Source organism: Telluria sp. ZB4P37 (assembly GCF_059685855.1).
On record NZ_JCASID010000008.1, the window covers coordinates 1 to 14,319 of the forward strand.

At 64.2% G+C, this 14,319-nt stretch carries 13 protein-coding genes and 1 riboswitch; of the genes, 7 read left to right on the forward strand and 6 right to left on the reverse strand.

Annotated elements, in window-relative coordinates; all coding sequences use genetic code 11:
- Positions 1–203: IS3 family transposase (locus AC56K1_RS13940; RefSeq protein ID WP_497158433.1), on the forward strand; the 203-nt coding region annotated here is incomplete at its 5' end.
- 64 nt (positions 204–267) lie between these two features.
- On the opposite strand, the gene AC56K1_RS13945 is transcribed toward AC56K1_RS13940, so the two are convergent.
- Entirely contained in the window at positions 268–1,545 is a 1,278-nt protein-coding gene (locus AC56K1_RS13945) for a porin (protein WP_497158434.1), read from the reverse strand.
- Between the two features lie 220 nt (positions 1,546–1,765).
- Positions 1,766–2,815, reverse strand: coding sequence for a porin (locus tag AC56K1_RS13950; RefSeq protein ID WP_497158435.1), 1,050 nt, complete (start codon positions 2,813–2,815; stop codon positions 1,766–1,768).
- A gap of 446 nt (positions 2,816–3,261) precedes the next feature.
- On the opposite strand from AC56K1_RS13950, the gene AC56K1_RS13955 reads away from it, so the two are divergent.
- A complete protein-coding gene (locus AC56K1_RS13955) occupies positions 3,262–4,914 on the forward strand; it encodes a tetratricopeptide repeat protein (protein WP_497158436.1) in 1,653 nt (550 codons plus the stop codon).
- A 232-nt stretch (positions 4,915–5,146) separates the two neighbouring features.
- Here AC56K1_RS13955 and dapF read toward each other — a convergent pair whose 3' ends face one another.
- From dapF to AC56K1_RS13970, 3 genes are read right to left on the reverse strand one after another with little or no spacing between them, the layout of a single operon-like run.
- Complete coding sequence (dapF, locus tag AC56K1_RS13960; RefSeq protein WP_497158437.1) at positions 5,147–6,007, reverse strand: diaminopimelate epimerase; 861 nt, start codon at positions 6,005–6,007, stop codon at positions 5,147–5,149.
- Positions 6,008–6,067: 60 nt separating this feature from the next.
- The gene (locus AC56K1_RS13965; RefSeq protein ID WP_497158438.1) at positions 6,068–6,931 is read right to left on the reverse strand and encodes an LpxL/LpxP family acyltransferase; all 864 of its coding nucleotides are present in this window, start codon (positions 6,929–6,931) and stop codon (positions 6,068–6,070) included.
- Positions 6,928–7,779 (reverse strand): lysophospholipid acyltransferase family protein, encoded by an 852-nt coding sequence (locus AC56K1_RS13970; RefSeq protein WP_497158439.1) that lies wholly within the window; start codon positions 7,777–7,779, stop codon positions 6,928–6,930. The genes AC56K1_RS13965 and AC56K1_RS13970 overlap by 4 nt, the downstream gene beginning before the upstream one ends.
- Before the next feature lie 191 nt (positions 7,780–7,970).
- On the opposite strand from AC56K1_RS13970, the gene metK reads away from it, so the two are divergent.
- The 5 genes from metK to metF all read left to right on the forward strand — a co-directional run bounded on the left by metK (position 7,971) and on the right by metF (position 13,561).
- Positions 7,971–9,137, forward strand: a complete 1,167-nt coding sequence (gene metK / locus AC56K1_RS13975; RefSeq protein WP_497158440.1) for a methionine adenosyltransferase — start codon at positions 7,971–7,973, stop codon at positions 9,135–9,137.
- Between the two features lie 240 nt (positions 9,138–9,377).
- Positions 9,378–10,748: an ATP-binding protein gene (locus tag AC56K1_RS13980; RefSeq protein ID WP_497158441.1), complete on the forward strand. Its 1,371-nt coding sequence runs from the start codon at positions 9,378–9,380 to the stop codon at positions 10,746–10,748.
- Between the two features lie 17 nt (positions 10,749–10,765).
- A riboswitch (S-adenosyl-L-homocysteine riboswitch) is annotated at positions 10,766–10,837 on the forward strand.
- Between the two features lie 29 nt (positions 10,838–10,866).
- Positions 10,867–12,279: an adenosylhomocysteinase gene (ahcY, locus tag AC56K1_RS13985; protein WP_497158442.1), complete on the forward strand. Its 1,413-nt coding sequence runs from the start codon at positions 10,867–10,869 to the stop codon at positions 12,277–12,279.
- A 108-nt stretch (positions 12,280–12,387) separates the two neighbouring features.
- Positions 12,388–12,744, forward strand: coding sequence for a phage holin family protein (locus tag AC56K1_RS13990; RefSeq protein WP_497158443.1), 357 nt, complete (start codon positions 12,388–12,390; stop codon positions 12,742–12,744).
- Positions 12,731–13,561, forward strand: coding sequence for a methylenetetrahydrofolate reductase [NAD(P)H] (gene metF / locus AC56K1_RS13995; RefSeq protein ID WP_497158444.1), 831 nt, complete (start codon positions 12,731–12,733; stop codon positions 13,559–13,561). Before AC56K1_RS13990 ends, metF begins: the two co-directional genes overlap by 14 nt.
- A 129-nt stretch (positions 13,562–13,690) precedes the next feature.
- Here the strand turns inward: metF and AC56K1_RS14000 are convergent, their stop codons facing one another.
- Positions 13,691–14,290, reverse strand: a complete 600-nt coding sequence (locus tag AC56K1_RS14000) for a 5-formyltetrahydrofolate cyclo-ligase (protein ID WP_497158445.1) — start codon at positions 14,288–14,290, stop codon at positions 13,691–13,693.
- Positions 14,291–14,319 lie beyond the last annotated feature (29 nt).

Genomic DNA, 14,319 nt, shown 5'->3' on the forward strand with positions numbered 1-14,319 from the left:
ACTGTCTCGACAACGCCGCGATGGAAAGCTTCTTCGCGGTGCTCAAGTCGGAGTTCTTCTATCTCAACAAGTTCGGCAGCATCGACGAACTAAAAACGGGTCTCAAGAAATACATCCGCTATTACAATCACGACCGCATCAAGATGAAACTAAAAGGGCTGAGTCCTGTGCAATACAGAACCCAGCCCTTGGCCGTTCATTAAACCAACCGTCCAACTTTACGGGGTCAGTTCACGGGGGCGTCTTTTTTGCCAAGAGTAAAAACTCTTAGAAGCGGTGGCGGATGCCGATCTGCAGGGCGCGGCCGTCTTCGCCCGGACGCTTGGTGAAGCCGCCTGGATTGCCGGCGGTGCCAGGTGCGTACTGGCCGTCGTTCTGGTTGCGAATGATGGCGGCGACGGTGTACAGGTCGGTGCGCTTCGACAGGAAGTGGTCGTAGCCCAGCGCGAACAGGTCGGCATCGCTGTTCGACGAGGTGCGGTCGTTCTGGTGCGCGTACGACGCCATGATGCGGCCGCCGCCCAGGTTGTAGTGCATGCCGACCTGGTAGCTGTTGGCATCCTGCTGGGTGTTGGCGGTGATCGCGCGCACGAAGATGCCGCGCAGCGCAGCCTGGTTAGCCGCAGGAATGCCTTGCTGGGTCAGCACCGGGGTCACGCCTGCATCCCAGCCGCCGATGTAATCGGCCAGCAGGGCCGAGTTGGAGTTGCGCTGGCTGTGGAAACCGGCGAAGAACTTGAACTGGTTCAGGGTGTACGAACCGCCCACGGTGGTGGTGCGCAGGCTTGGACGGTTTTGCTGGTCGTAGCCGTGGTTGTAGCCGATGCCGACGTCGAAGCCGTTGGCCTGGTAGGTCAGGGCGCCGGCGCGGAACTTGTTGTAGCGGCCGAGGTAGCCCGAACCCTTCGGACCGTACATCAGCGAGCCGCCGATGCCGTTCGGCAGGGCGATGCGGTACTGGACCGCTTCCTGCGAGCGGATGTCGGCGCCCAGTGCGGTGAAGCCGGCCGTGCCGCCGGTGACGTGGCCCCAGGTGCCGGCGGTACCGGACTCGAAGGCGTCAGCCTTGTTGAAGACTTCGTAGCCAGGGGTGTACATGCGGCCGAGCAGGACTGCGCCGACCGGGGTGACCAAGCCGACCATTGCGGTACGGTCGAACAGTGCGCGTTCCTGGTTGACGGCCGGGCCGCCTGGCGGCTGGAGCAGCGACTGCAGGCGCGAGCGGATCGCGACCGGGATCGCATCCATGCCCTTGAGCAGGTAGACGCCAGGATTGTCGTTCATCAGGGTCGGCTGCTGGGTGCCGGTGTCGAGTTCGACACGTGCTTCCAGGTTAAAGATGGCCTTGTAGCCGTTGCCGATGTCTTCGGTGCCCTTGAAACCGATGCGCGAGCCGTCGGCGCCGCCGCTAAAGATCTTGGTCGGGCCACCCTTCTGGAACATCACGCCTGCGTCGGCGATGCCGTAGATTTGCACGCTGGACTGCGCGAATGCCGAGGTTGCGAAACAGGTGCCGAGCAGCGCGGCCAGAATACTCTTCTTCATTGCATCTCCAATGTTATTTTGCGAACGAGCGTTTAGTTACTCGCCTTGGCAATATGCCATTGCTACGGCGCACTGTACAGACTCAGGGCACAGGTCATGCATGCGCAGTTGCCGGCGTTGCTTAAAAACTACAAATTTGCTGTATTTGCCGCGGATGTGACAGGGGCGGGCATGGTTGCCCATGTCCGCCCCGTGATTCCGGGCCGCAGCCCGGTTCAGCTTAGAACGAGTGGTTCACGCCGACATCGTAGTGGTTGACGGTCGACTGCACGGCATTGATGCCCTTCTTGCGCGACGCGTCCACGTACAGGTAGGTGCGCTTCGACAGGCTGTACTCGTAGCCCAGCGACAGCTGCTTGACCTTCTGCAGGCCGTCGGTGTCCTTCTGGCCGTAACCAGCCAGCACCTTCCCCGGGCCCATCGTGTAGTTCGCGCCCAGCACCCATGCCTTGGTGTTGGCGTTGGCGATGCGGTTGTGCTCCTGGTCCTGCTCCGAGTAGGTGCCCATCAGCTTCAGTTCCGGGGTGACGGCGAACGACGCGCCGACCGACCAGACCTTCGATTCGATGGCGTTGCGCTCGTAGCCGGCCATGAATGCGGCCGGACCGTTGTTGTAGGTGCCGCTGATCGAGAACGGGTTGGCCGATGCTTCGGCTCCCACCGGGTATTGTGGGTTGGTCACGGTGCCACGGCCGACGACGGCCGGGCCGCCGCCGCTTTCCTTGGTGGCGATCGCGGTGTTCAGCTGGAAGCCGCTGATGATCGGCGAGTTGTACCAGGCTGCGTTCGAGAAGCGGTTGTTCGTGTAGCCGACGACGTCCAGCGGCTGCGAGGTGTAGCCGGCGACGGTGAGGTCGGTCCAGAAACCGGCCGGGCTCGGCGATGCGTGGTACGGATCGAAGGCGCCGATGGTTTCGTGGTACGGGGTCAGGCCGCGGCCGATACGGACGATACCGAAGTCGCCCTGCAGGCCGACGCGGGACTGGCCCTGGAACAGCGGACGCTGGGTGCCGTTGCCGCCAATTTCAATGGTGCCGGTGTCCGGCTCGTAACGCATTTCCAGTTGGAACAGTGCCTTGAGGCCATTGCCCAGATCTTCGGTCCCTTTGAAGCCGAGGGTATTGGAAGCACGCTTGCCGATGTTCAGGGTCTGGCCACTACGCTTGATGACGCCAGCGTCGACGGTGCCGTAGATCTGGACAGCGGTTTGTGCGTGTGCCGCGCCGGCGAATGCGCCGAGCAGTGCGACGGCCATGAGGGAGTACTTCATTGTTTCTAATCCTTTTATTAATAAATCGCGGTCATCCATGGCATCGAGACGCAAATGCTGAATGCCCGGATAACCTGCACCTTAGTTGCTTGAGTGTTCAAGGTTATTGGTTTGGTCAATTATGACGGCGGCACTTGGTGGAAAGCCAATAAATCCAATCGTGCTGTTGTATTTTTGAAACGCGCGGCAAAGCCGGATGTAACAATTTTCGCCCCATTACCGCCCAGCTCGGTAACTCGGCGGTTTGTGCCTCCTCAAGGAAGGCCGGGATTGAATCGGATCGATGCCGGGGGCGGCTTAGACTCTGCTCACATTCAGTGCGTGGCAACGGAAAAACATGATTTATTGTATCTTGGCAACTTTTGCGGATGGCCTTCGGGCCCTCCGGCGATGGTTGCCTCGCCGTTTTCGCCGCGCTGGCCGACATCTACCCATGAAACGTAACAATGGCTAACCGCGAAGAACTGGCGATCATCCGCAACGCACGCGCCGGGCAGGCCGCCGCCCAGCTCGAGCTAGGCAAGCTCTATCTGTTCGGCAGCGCCGGTTTGCCGCAGAGCCTGCCCACCGCGCTGCACTGGCTCGAGCGCGCCGCCCGGCAAGACTGCCAGCAGGCCTGGCAATTGATCGGCAACCACATCCCCCTCGAACTGGCCCAGCCCAGCGCACAGGCAATGGCGCCCTGGTACGAGCGCGCCTACGACGACGGCAGCGTGCACGCCGGGCTGGTGTTCGCCCAGCTGGTCTTCAATGGCTCCGCAGATGTAGCCGCACCGGGCCGGGCCGATGCAGGCGGCAATGCGCCCGACCGCGCCAAGGCGCTACGCGCCCTCGAAGACGCGGCGCGCGCCGGCTTTCCCGAAGCCCAATGGCTGCTGGCGCGCCAGCATGCGGCCCCGGCGCAGGCCGCCGTCCCCGGTTCCAGTGCCAGGGCAGGGCAGGCCCCTTCCCAGAGCTGGCTCAAGCATGCCGCCGACAACGGCGTGGCCGAAGCCCGGTACGCGGTGCTCGACCAGGCCTGGAAAACCGGCCAGCACAGCGATTACCTGGTCCGTTCCCTGCCGCTGGCGCGTGCGCTCGTGCGGGCCGCCGCCGCCCAGCACGGCGTGCACCGCCTGGCGCCAGGCGACATTGCCCTGCTGTCGCGGGTGGCGCGCCTGCTCGACGGTGGGGAAGCTATCGGGGGCATGGCCGGCGAATCCGGCGCCGCGCCGGCGGTCGGCGAGCCGCAATGCTTCTGGGAGCTCGCCGCGGCCGAGCACGACCGCCACGCCCAGCTGGCGATGGGCTTGCGCTGCGCCCGCATGGACATCGACGGTCGCCGCATTACCGGCGGCGGCAGCGGCGCCGCCAACTTCAAGAAGGCGATCCGCTGGCTGACGCTGGCGGGCGAGCAGGGGCTGGCCCAGGCCTGGTATGCGCTGTCGCGCATCTATATCAAGCCCGAGTTCTCGCAGCGTAACGTGGGCGACGCCCAGCGCTACCTCGAGCGCGCGGCCGACATGGGCTACCGCGAGGCCCAGCTCGAGTGCGGCAGCATCGCCTGGCGCGTGCGCCGCGAGAACGAAAACAACGACGTGCGCGCCGTATTCTGGCTGCAGAAGGCGGCCGCCCAGGGCAGCGCCGGGGCCGAGGCGCTGCTGCGCAAGATCGCGCCGCGGCTGTCCGCCCCCGCCTATCTCGCAACCGGCAAGCTGCTGGCCAGAAATCCGGACCTGGACTGCTCGCATCCGCTGCTGGCGGCGCGGCTGAAGCTGGCTGAAGTGTTCAGCTTGTCGCGCGCCGAAGCCTTGCTGCTCGACGTCCCGGCGGCCGACCACGGGCATTGCCTCCTGATCGACATCCGCGCCAGCTACGGCCGCAGCAAGCGCCGCCTGGTGCTGGTCGACACGGCGCAGGAGCGCCATGCGCTCGACCGCATCGGGCGCCTGTTCGACGGCATCGACTGTGGCCCGTCCGGTCCGGAAGGAAATTACCGGCAGCGCTTGTATCGCTTGCGCACCCTGCTGGGGGCGCAGGATGACGAAGAGGGCATACAGGAAAGAGACTCACAGGAAAAGGATCAGCAGGGGCCGGCCGATCTGGAGCTGGCCGCCTGAGCGGGCGGGTGAACCCGGTTAGGGGGAGGTCTGCTGCAAGCCGAGCTCGGCTGTTGAGCTCAACATGGCAGGTCGCCTGTGAGCAACCGGCGCCGTCACCCTCCGTCTTGTCCTGCAAGCAACAACAACGTACACTGAAGCATCCGGGACTTCCGCTTTCGGGCCCGAACGCGGACAACAAGAATAGCTTTGTAGATGAGGTTCTTGTTACTCGACCAGGCACGACGATCTGTCAGGCGTTTTCAATCTCGATTTCGCCTTCGAACACCTTCACCGCCGGCCCGCTGAGATACACCGGCTGGCCGTCCCCCGCCCACCCAATGCTCAGTTCCCCGCCGCGCGCCGATACCCGCACCGGCGAATCAAGCAGGCCACGACGGATGCCGGCCACCGCCGCAGCGCAGGCGCCGGTGCCGCAAGCCAGGGTTTCGCCGGCGCCGCGCTCGTACACGCGCAGGCGGATGTGGTTGCGGTCCACCACCTGCATATAGCCGGCATTGACCCGTTTCGGGAAGCGCGGATGCATTTCGATCAGCGGGCCGGTCTGCTCCACCGGCGCGCGGTCGACGTCGTCGACCACCTGCACCGCGTGCGGGTTGCCCATCGATACCACCGACACGAAGACCGTCTTGCCGTTCACCGGCAGCGGCCAGGCTGTGTCCTCGCCCTCGGCCCAGCCACCCAGGCCGGCACTGTCGAATGGGACGGCGGCCGGCTCCAGCACCGGCGCGCCCATGTCCACCGTCACGCTGCCGTCCAGCTCGAGCCGCGGTGCGATGATGCCTTTCATGGTCTCGACGCGGATGCTGCGTTCTGTCGACAGCCCCTTGTCGCTGACGAAGCGGGCAAAGGCGCGCGCGCCATTGCCGCACTGCTCGACTTCGCTGCCGTCGTTGTTAAAGATGCGGTAGCGGAAATCGCAGCCTTCGGTGGTCGGGCGTTCGACGATCAGGATCTGGTCGGCGCCGATGCCGAAGCGGCGGTCGGCCAGTTGGCGCCATTGCTCGGTGCTGAGCGACACTTGCTGGTGGATGGCGTCGATGACGATGAAATCGTTGCCGGCGCCGTGCATCTTGGTGAATTTCAGTTTCATGGCGATGTGCCCAGTTCAGTTCAGTTCAGCTTAACTAATTTCGGTTCGATTAAGTCCAACTTACTCGTAGAACGACGCTTCCCCGGGCGGCCGGGTCTTGAAACGCTTGTGGGTCCAGAAGTATTCGGCCGGCGTCTCGCGCGCGCGCTCTTCGATGAAGGCGTTCATGCGGCGGGTCGCCTCGACCATGTCGTCGCCCGGGTAATTCTCCCACGCCGGGTAGAAACGCACGCGCCAGCCCTGGTAGTCCGGCAAATAGGTGGCGACCACGGGAATCACCTTGGCGCCGGTGGTGGCCGCGATGCGGCCCAGCGCGGTCAGCGTTGCCGCCGGGATGCCGAAGAAGGGCACGAACTCCGCATCCTTCTCGCCAAAGTCCATGTCCGGCAGCATGAAATAGGGCAGGCCGTCGCGCAGCGCGCGCAGGATCGGCTTGATGCCTTCCTTGCGCGTCACCAGCCGCACCGGGCCGTAGCGTTCGCGGCCATGGCGAAGCAGCTTGTCGAAGGCGGCATTCTTCTGCGGCACGTACATGCTGCACACCGGGATCACGCGCGAAGCCACGCCGGCCACATCCAGGCAGACGAAATGCGGGCACAGCAGGATAGTCGGGCCGTCTTCCATCTCGGCCTGCGGCACCGCCGGCTCGACGTGGATGAGGCTGCGTACGCGCGCCTCCGGCGCCCACCACAGGATCGAGCGCTCGAAAATGCTGCGCGCGTAGGCACGGAAATGCTGCTTCGCAATGGCCTGGCGTTCGCGATCGGATTTCTCCGGGAAGCACAGGCGCAAATTGGTCAGGGCGATCCGGCGGCGCTTGCCCATGATCAGGAACATCAAACTGCCGACCGCTTCGCCGAGGCGGGCCAGGATGGGCAGCGGCAGAAAGTGCAGCAGCCACATGAAACCGAGCAGGACCCTCATGCCGAAGCCTCGCTTTCGGGGCCAGCCACGCCATCGGGCTGCTTGTAGCGGTTATAGCTCCAGAAATACTGGGCCGGGGCGCGTGCGATCAATTGCTCCATGGCGCGGTTGATCTGCGCCGCCTGCTCGGCGGCAGTGCCCGACAAATCGCCATCGAAGGGCACGAAGCGCACGACATAGCCCTTGCCGCGCGGCAGGCGCTCGGCATACACCAGCAGGATGTCGGCCTTGCCCAGCTGCGCCAGTTTCGACGGCAGCGTCATCGTATAAGCGGTGCGGCCAAACCACGGCGCCCACACGCCTTCGCCTTCCTGCGGCACCTGGTCGGGCAGCAGGCCGATCGGCTGGCCGCTTTTCAGGGTCTTGGCCAGGATGCGCACGCCGCTCAAGGTAGCCGGCGCCAGGTGCAGGTTGTGGCGGGCGCGGGCGCCTTCGACCAGGGGTTTGAGCGCGCTCTTGCGCGGCGGGCGGTACATGACGGTCAGCGCGGTCTTCAGGGCAATCTGCTGGGCCGTCATCTCGAAACAGCCCAGGTGCGGGGTCAGGAACACGATGCCGCGGCCGGCATCCAGCCGTTCCTGCACCAGGTTCCAGTTTTCGACCCGCGCATGGCGCGCCACGCGCTCGGGGTTCGCGCACCAGACAAAGGCCAGCTCGACGATGGCCTTGCCAGCTTCGGCAATGGCCGCGTTCAGCTGGCCCTCGTAGCCGGCCTGCGCCAGGTTGGCGCGCAGCCGCCTGCGATACGAAGAAGATACGGAATAGACGAGCCAGCCCAGACCCGACCCAAGTGCATGCAAAAACGGCAAGGGAAATACCGATAGTGCACGGAACAAAATAACTAACATGCGATTGACCAGAATTGAATGGAACGAGACTTGCTTCAGCAAAATTCTCGAAGGAAGCGTAAAATACCACCTTATGCAGGATCCGCCGAGTTAATAGACAACTTGCGAAGCGGAATATAAATGTCGCTAAAGCGTCGCAGGCACCTGTTGCTGCGGCACGTATACATCTACAACCCGTAACCGGAGCCTTCATGTCCAACGACTATCTCTTCACTTCCGAATCCGTCTCGGAAGGCCATCCCGACAAGGTCGCCGACCAGATTTCCGACGCCATCCTCGACGCCATCCTGGAACAGGATCCGCGCGCGCGCGTCGCCGCCGAAACGCTGTGCAATACGGGCCTCGTGGTGCTGGCAGGCGAAATCACCACCCACGCCAACGTCGACTACATCCAGGTGGCGCGCAACACCATCAAGCGCATCGGCTACGACAACACCGATTTCGGCATCGACTATAAAGGTTGCGCCGTGATGGTTTGCTACGACAAGCAGTCTCCGGACATCGCCCAGGGCGTGGACGAAGGCGCGGGCCTCGATCTGGACCAGGGCGCTGGCGACCAGGGCCTGATGTTCGGCTATGCCTGCGACGAGACCCCGGAACTGATGCCGGCCGCTATCTATTACGCCCACCGACTGGTCGAGCGCCAGTCGCAGCTGCGCAAGGACGGCCGCCTGCAGTGGCTGCGCCCGGACGCCAAGTCGCAGGTCACCCTGCGCTATGTCAACGGCCGCCCGGTGTCGGTCGACACCGTCGTGCTGTCCACCCAGCACCACCCCGACGTGTCGCACTCGCAGATCGAAGAAGCGGTCATCGAAGAAATCATCAAGCCGACCCTGCCGCGTGAATGGCTGGAAGGCACGAAATACCTGGTCAACCCGACCGGCCGCTTCGTCATCGGCGGCCCGCAGGGCGATTGCGGCCTGACCGGCCGCAAGATCATCGTCGACACCTACGGCGGCGCAGCCCCGCACGGCGGCGGCGCCTTTTCCGGCAAGGATCCTACCAAGGTCGACCGTTCGGCAGCCTACGCCGCGCGCTATGTCGCCAAGAACGTGGTGGCCGCCGGCCTGGCGCGCCAGTGCCAGGTGCAGGTGAGCTACGCGATCGGCGTGGCCCGCCCGATCAACATCACCGTGTACACCGAAGGCACCGGCGTGATCCCGGACGACAAGATCGCCCAGCTGGTCATGGAGCACTTCGACCTGCGTCCGAAAGGCATCGTCCAGATGCTCGACCTGCTGCGCCCGATCTACGCCAAGACCGCCGCCTACGGCCACTTCGGCCGCGAAGAGCCGGAGTTCACCTGGGAGCGCACCGACAAGGCAGCCGCACTGCGCGCAGCCGCCGGCTTGTCGTAAGCAGCCGCCCCGCGCGGGTGCGGGCAGCCGCCCCACCCGCGCAGCAAGATCCGCCAGTCCAGCGCCACTGTGGCGCGCCCTCGGTATTACTTCACTGGCGGCAACAAACCTTCCGAGTTTGTTGCATAATCCGTCAAGCTTGATTATTCCACTTCAGCATCATCAGCCCCATGCCGGCGCCGACCTCGTTCGCCAGCAGGCCTGGTGCTCGCTCGCGTTCTGTTTTGTTTGGAAAGGCACATGCAACACCCCATCCTCACCAGCACCATCGGTCTCGAACTGGATGTGATCGCGTCACGGCAGCGTGCTCGCCAGATTGCGGCCCGTTGCGGTTTCGGTTCGCACGACCAGGCGCGTATCGCCAGTGCGGTGTCCGAACTCGCGCGCAATGTGTTCAGTTATGCCGGCGAGGGCAAGGTTGCATTTTCCCTGCTGGGTTCCACGGGACGCCAGGCGCTGATGGTCGTGATCGAGGATGCGGGGCCGGGCATCAAGGGTCTCGAGGCCCTGCTGGCGCAAGACGACGCGGCGCAACAGGCAGCCGGTACCGGCCTGCTGGCAGCGCGCCGTTTCATGGATACCTGCGAGATCACGACCGGCAGCAGCGGCACGCGCATTGTCCTGACCAAGCTGATGCCGGTGCATGCCGAGGCCTTGTCGGCCGACGACATCGCGCGCGACGTGGCCGGCGTTTCGCTGCCGAGCAATGTCGCCCTGTCTGAAGCCCACCACCAGAACCGCGAGCTGGCCGATGCGCTGGCGGCGCTGCAAGAGCGCCAGGACGAGCTGGTCGAAGTCTCGCGCCGCCTGGAGCAGACCAACGGACAGGTCGAGGAGCTCAATCGCCTGCTGAATGAAAAAGCGGCCTCGCTGATGTCCGCGGACCGCCAGAAGAACGAATTCCTGTCGATGCTGAGCCACGAACTGCGCGGCCCGCTCTCGGCCGCGTCCATGGCGGCCCACCTCCTCAAGAAAAATCCGGAGAAAGCCGTCCAGACATCGAGCCTGAGCGAACTGATCAGCCGACAGGTCGCCCACATGAACCGCCTGGTGGAAGACCTGCTCGACGTCTCACGCGTTAGCCGCGGCCTGATTTCGATCGTCAAGACCGAGGTCGACATGCGCGACGTGGTGGCCGCCGCCATCGAACAGATCATGCCGGCCGCCCAGCGCAAGGGCCAGCGGGTCGACCTGGCGCTGCCGCCGGTCCCCTGCCTGGTCGAAGGCGATGCGACGCGCCTGGTCCAGGTCATCGGCAACCTGCTCGGCAATGCCATCCGCTATACCGGGCCGGGCGGCCGGATCACGCTGACCCTGGAAGAGCAGGACGGGCGCTGCGCGCTGCGCGTGGCCGACAACGGCCAGGGTATCGTCGCCGAGCTCTTGCCGCACCTGTTCGACCTGTACGTGCAGGCCGAGACCTCGTCCGAGCGCCAGCATGGCGGCCTCGGGCTGGGCCTGGCGCTGGTCAAGAGCCTGATCGAACTGCATGGCGGCTCGGTGCGGGCAGCCAGCGAGGGCATCGGCCGCGGCAGCAGCTTCGACATCAGCCTGCCCCTGGCCAGTTCCTGCCAGGCAGCGCCCCTGCCGGACGCCTGCACAGCAGCCTGAGTCGTGGTAAACTAGCTCATTCCGAGGAGCGTTGCGACGAAGAGATTCCTCTTCGCCAGGCTCGGATATCAACACCGCGCTCACGTTAACTTTTTTCAACCATTGAAAGGAGCGCGTGATGAGCGCCGTACTTAAAGATCTCAAGGACTTCCATATCGCCGACATCTCCCTGGCATCCTGGGGGGAGAAGGAAATCCGTATTGCAGAAACCGAAATGCCGGGCCTGATGGCGATCCGCGAGGAATACGCCGCCGCCCAGCCGCTCAAGGGCGCACGCATCGCCGGTTCGCTGCACATGACCATCCAGACCGCGGTCCTGATCCGCACCCTGGAAGCCCTGGGCGCCGACGTGCGCTGGGCATCGTGCAACATCTACTCGACGCAAGACCACGCTGCCGCCGCGATCGCCGCGGTCGGCACCCCGGTGTTCGCCGTCAAGGGCGAGACCCTGGACGAATACTGGGAATACACCCACCGCATCTTCGAATGGCCAGGCGACAACCACGCCAACATGATCCTCGACGACGGCGGCGACGCGACCCTGCTGCTGCACCTGGGCGTGCGTGCCGAAAGGGACATCTCGGTGCTGGACAAGCCGGGCTCGGAAGAAGAAATCTGCCTGTTCAACTCGATCAAGGGCCGCCTCGCGCGTGACCCGGCCTGGTACTCGAAGCGCCTGCCATGCATCCTGGGCGTGACCGAAGAAACCACCACCGGCGTGCACCGCCTGTACCAGATGCACCTGGAAGGCAAACTGGCTTTCCCGGCCATCAACGTCAATGATTCGGTCACCAAGTCGAAGTTCGACAACCTGTACGGCTGCCGTGAATCGCTGGTCGACGGCATCAAGCGCGCCACCGACGTCATGATCGCCGGAAAAGTTGCCGTGATCGCCGGCTACGGCGACGTGGGCAAGGGCTCGGCCCAGGCCATGCGCGCGCTGTCGGCGCAAGTGTGGGTCACCGAAATCGACCCGATCTGCGCACTGCAGGCGGCGATGGAAGGCTACCGCGTCGTGACCATGGACTACGCGGCAGAGCACGGCGACATTTTCGTCACCTGCACCGGCAACTACCACGTCATCACCGAGCAGCACATGCTCAAGATGAAGGACCAGGCCATCGTCTGCAATATCGGCCACTTCGACAACGAAATCGAAGTCGCGGCGCTCAAGAAATACGAGTGGGAAAACATCAAGCCGCAGGTCGACCATGTCATCTTCCCTGATGGCAAGCGCATCATCCTGCTGGCCGAAGGCCGCCTGGTGAACCTGGGCTGCGGCACCGGTCACCCGTCGTACGTGATGAGCTCGTCGTTTGCGAACCAGACCATCGCCCAGATCGAGCTGTTCGCCAACACCGCGAACTACCCGGTCGGCGTGTACACGCTGCCGAAGCACCTGGACGAGAAGGTCGCACGCTTGCAACTGCGCAAGCTCAACGCGCAGCTGACCGAGCTGACCGAAGAGCAGGCCGCCTACATTTCGGTAAGCAAGGCCGGCCCGTACAAGCCGGACCACTACCGTTATTAATCCCTGGCTAGTCAATGCGGGCGCGGCGTTTGATGAACCCCGCGCCCGTTTTTTCAACAGCCGGGCGTCTTCTCCTGGAGGCGCCCGCGACCCACGAAAGTCGATGCAATGCGCCTGCTCGTCACCTGGCTGATCAATGCCGCGGCCCTGATGGCCCTGCCGTACCTGATGTCTTCCGTTTCGATATCCAATTTCACGACCGCGCTGATCGCCGCGCTCGTGCTCGGGCTGGTCAATACCCTGATCCGCCCGGTCCTGGTCATCCTCACCCTGCCGGTGACCGTGATCTCGCTCGGCCTGTTCATCCTCGTGATCAATGCCTTCCTGTTCTGGCTGGTCGCGCGGTATGTCGACGGATTCGACGTCGGCGGCTTCGGATCCGCTTTCATTGCCGCCATCCTGTACAGCATCATTTCGTGGGCGCTTGCTACCTTGCTCCTCAGAGATAAAGATGGAAACGCATAATTTCAGTATCGAGTTCTTCCCGCCCAAGACGGATGAAGGCGCGGAGAAGCTGCGCGCCGTGCGCCAGAAGCTGGCGCTGCTGGCGCCAAAGTATTTTTCGGTGACCTTCGGCGCTGGCGGCACCACCCAGCAGGGCACGCTGCAGACCGTGCTCGAGATCAAATCCGAAGGCCATGAGGCCGCGCCCCACCTGTCCTGCATCGGCGGCACCCGCGACTCGCTGCGCGCCAACCTGCGGCAATTCCAGGATGCCGGCATCCGCCGCCTGGTGGCGCTGCGCGGCGACCTGCCCAGCGGCTATGGCGGCGCGGGCGAATTCCGCTATGCCAGCGAGCTGGTCGAGTTCATTCGCAAGGAAACCGGCGACTGGTTCCACATCGAAGTGGCCGCTTATCCGGAAATGCACCCGCAGGCGCGCTCGCCGCAAGACGACCTGCAAGCCTTCGCGCGCAAGATCCAGGCCGGCGCGAATGCCGCGATCACGCAGTATTTCTATAACGCGGATGCTTACTTCGAGTTCGTCGACGACGCCCGCAAGCTGGGCGTGGACGTGCCGATCGTGGCCGGCATCATGCCGATCACGAACTATACGCAGTTGCTGCGCTTCTCGGATATGTGCGGCGCCGAGATCCCGCGCTGGGTACGCGTCAAGCTGGCCAGCTTCGGCGACGATTCGGCCTCGATCAAGGCCTTCGGGGTGGACGTGGTCACCAGCCTGTGCGAACGGCTGCTGGCCGGCGGTGCGCCGGGGCTGCATTTCTACAGCATGAACCAGGCAGTGGCGACGACGGCGATCTGGCAAAGGCTCGTTAAATAGCAGGATGGGCGGCTATGCCGCCCGCGCGTTGAACTAACGCTGAATCTGCCGCTCCGGCATTTCTGGCGCAAACTATCACCGCGCGGGCGTCCGTCATTCCGGGCATTGCCCGAAATTACCCCGCCCACCCTACGCTTCGGTAATGATCTCTTCTAACGGGATATCGTACTGATTCAATTCGAACTCCACCAACTGGCATGCGTACGCAATCCCCAGCGTCCGTGGCCGCGGCTCCTCTGCCAGCGTCCGGTCATAAAACCCCCCGCCATACCCCAGCCGGTACCCCTGCGCATCGAACCCGAGGCACGGGATCAGCAAAGCTTCCGGCCGTTCCACCATCCTTAACTCAGCCGGCACCGCCACCCCCATGCTGTCCGCCACCGTCGCCTCGCCCGGCACCCATTCGGCGAACCCGAGCGCCGCGTCGCGGGCCACCACGACAGGCAAGGCCAGCCGTACGCCTCGCTCGGCCAATTCCGCGTAGGCTGGAAGCAAGTCCGGTTCGCCCGCCAGCGGCCAGTACACCGCCAGCGCCTCCAGAGGCTTGGCCCGCCACCATGCCAGCACCCGTGCCCCGATGCGCGCGTCCCAGGCCCGCTTGAGATCGAGCGGGATGGCGCGGCGCCGTTCCTTGAGCAGGCGGCGCAACTGTTGCTTATCGGGCGAGGTGCCTGCGCCAGCCTCTGGCAGGAGCCCGGAGGCGCGTGGTATTCTTGATTCGCCGGTCATGGTTTATATGCAGCGTAGAGTGAGAGTTG

Coding starts and splice junctions, on each gene's coding strand:
- AC56K1_RS14000 (WP_497158445.1), bottom strand. CDS start 14,290: ATGACCGGCGAATCAAGAATACCACGCGCCTCCGGGCTCCTGCCAGAG.
- AC56K1_RS13965 (WP_497158438.1), bottom strand. CDS start 6,931: ATGAGGGTCCTGCTCGGTTTCATGTGGCTGCTGCACTTTCTGCCGCTG.
- metK (WP_497158440.1), top strand. CDS start 7,971: ATGTCCAACGACTATCTCTTCACTTCCGAATCCGTCTCGGAAGGCCAT.
- AC56K1_RS13990 (WP_497158443.1), top strand. CDS start 12,388: ATGCGCCTGCTCGTCACCTGGCTGATCAATGCCGCGGCCCTGATGGCC.
- AC56K1_RS13955 (WP_497158436.1), top strand. CDS start 3,262: ATGGCTAACCGCGAAGAACTGGCGATCATCCGCAACGCACGCGCCGGG.
- AC56K1_RS13970 (WP_497158439.1), bottom strand. CDS start 7,779: ATGTTAGTTATTTTGTTCCGTGCACTATCGGTATTTCCCTTGCCGTTT.
- ahcY (WP_497158442.1), top strand. CDS start 10,867: ATGAGCGCCGTACTTAAAGATCTCAAGGACTTCCATATCGCCGACATC.
- AC56K1_RS13945 (WP_497158434.1), bottom strand. CDS start 1,545: ATGAAGAAGAGTATTCTGGCCGCGCTGCTCGGCACCTGTTTCGCAACC.
- metF (WP_497158444.1), top strand. CDS start 12,731: ATGGAAACGCATAATTTCAGTATCGAGTTCTTCCCGCCCAAGACGGAT.
- AC56K1_RS13950 (WP_497158435.1), bottom strand. CDS start 2,815: ATGAAGTACTCCCTCATGGCCGTCGCACTGCTCGGCGCATTCGCCGGC.
- dapF (WP_497158437.1), bottom strand. CDS start 6,007: ATGAAACTGAAATTCACCAAGATGCACGGCGCCGGCAACGATTTCATC.
- AC56K1_RS13980 (WP_497158441.1), top strand. CDS start 9,378: ATGCAACACCCCATCCTCACCAGCACCATCGGTCTCGAACTGGATGTG.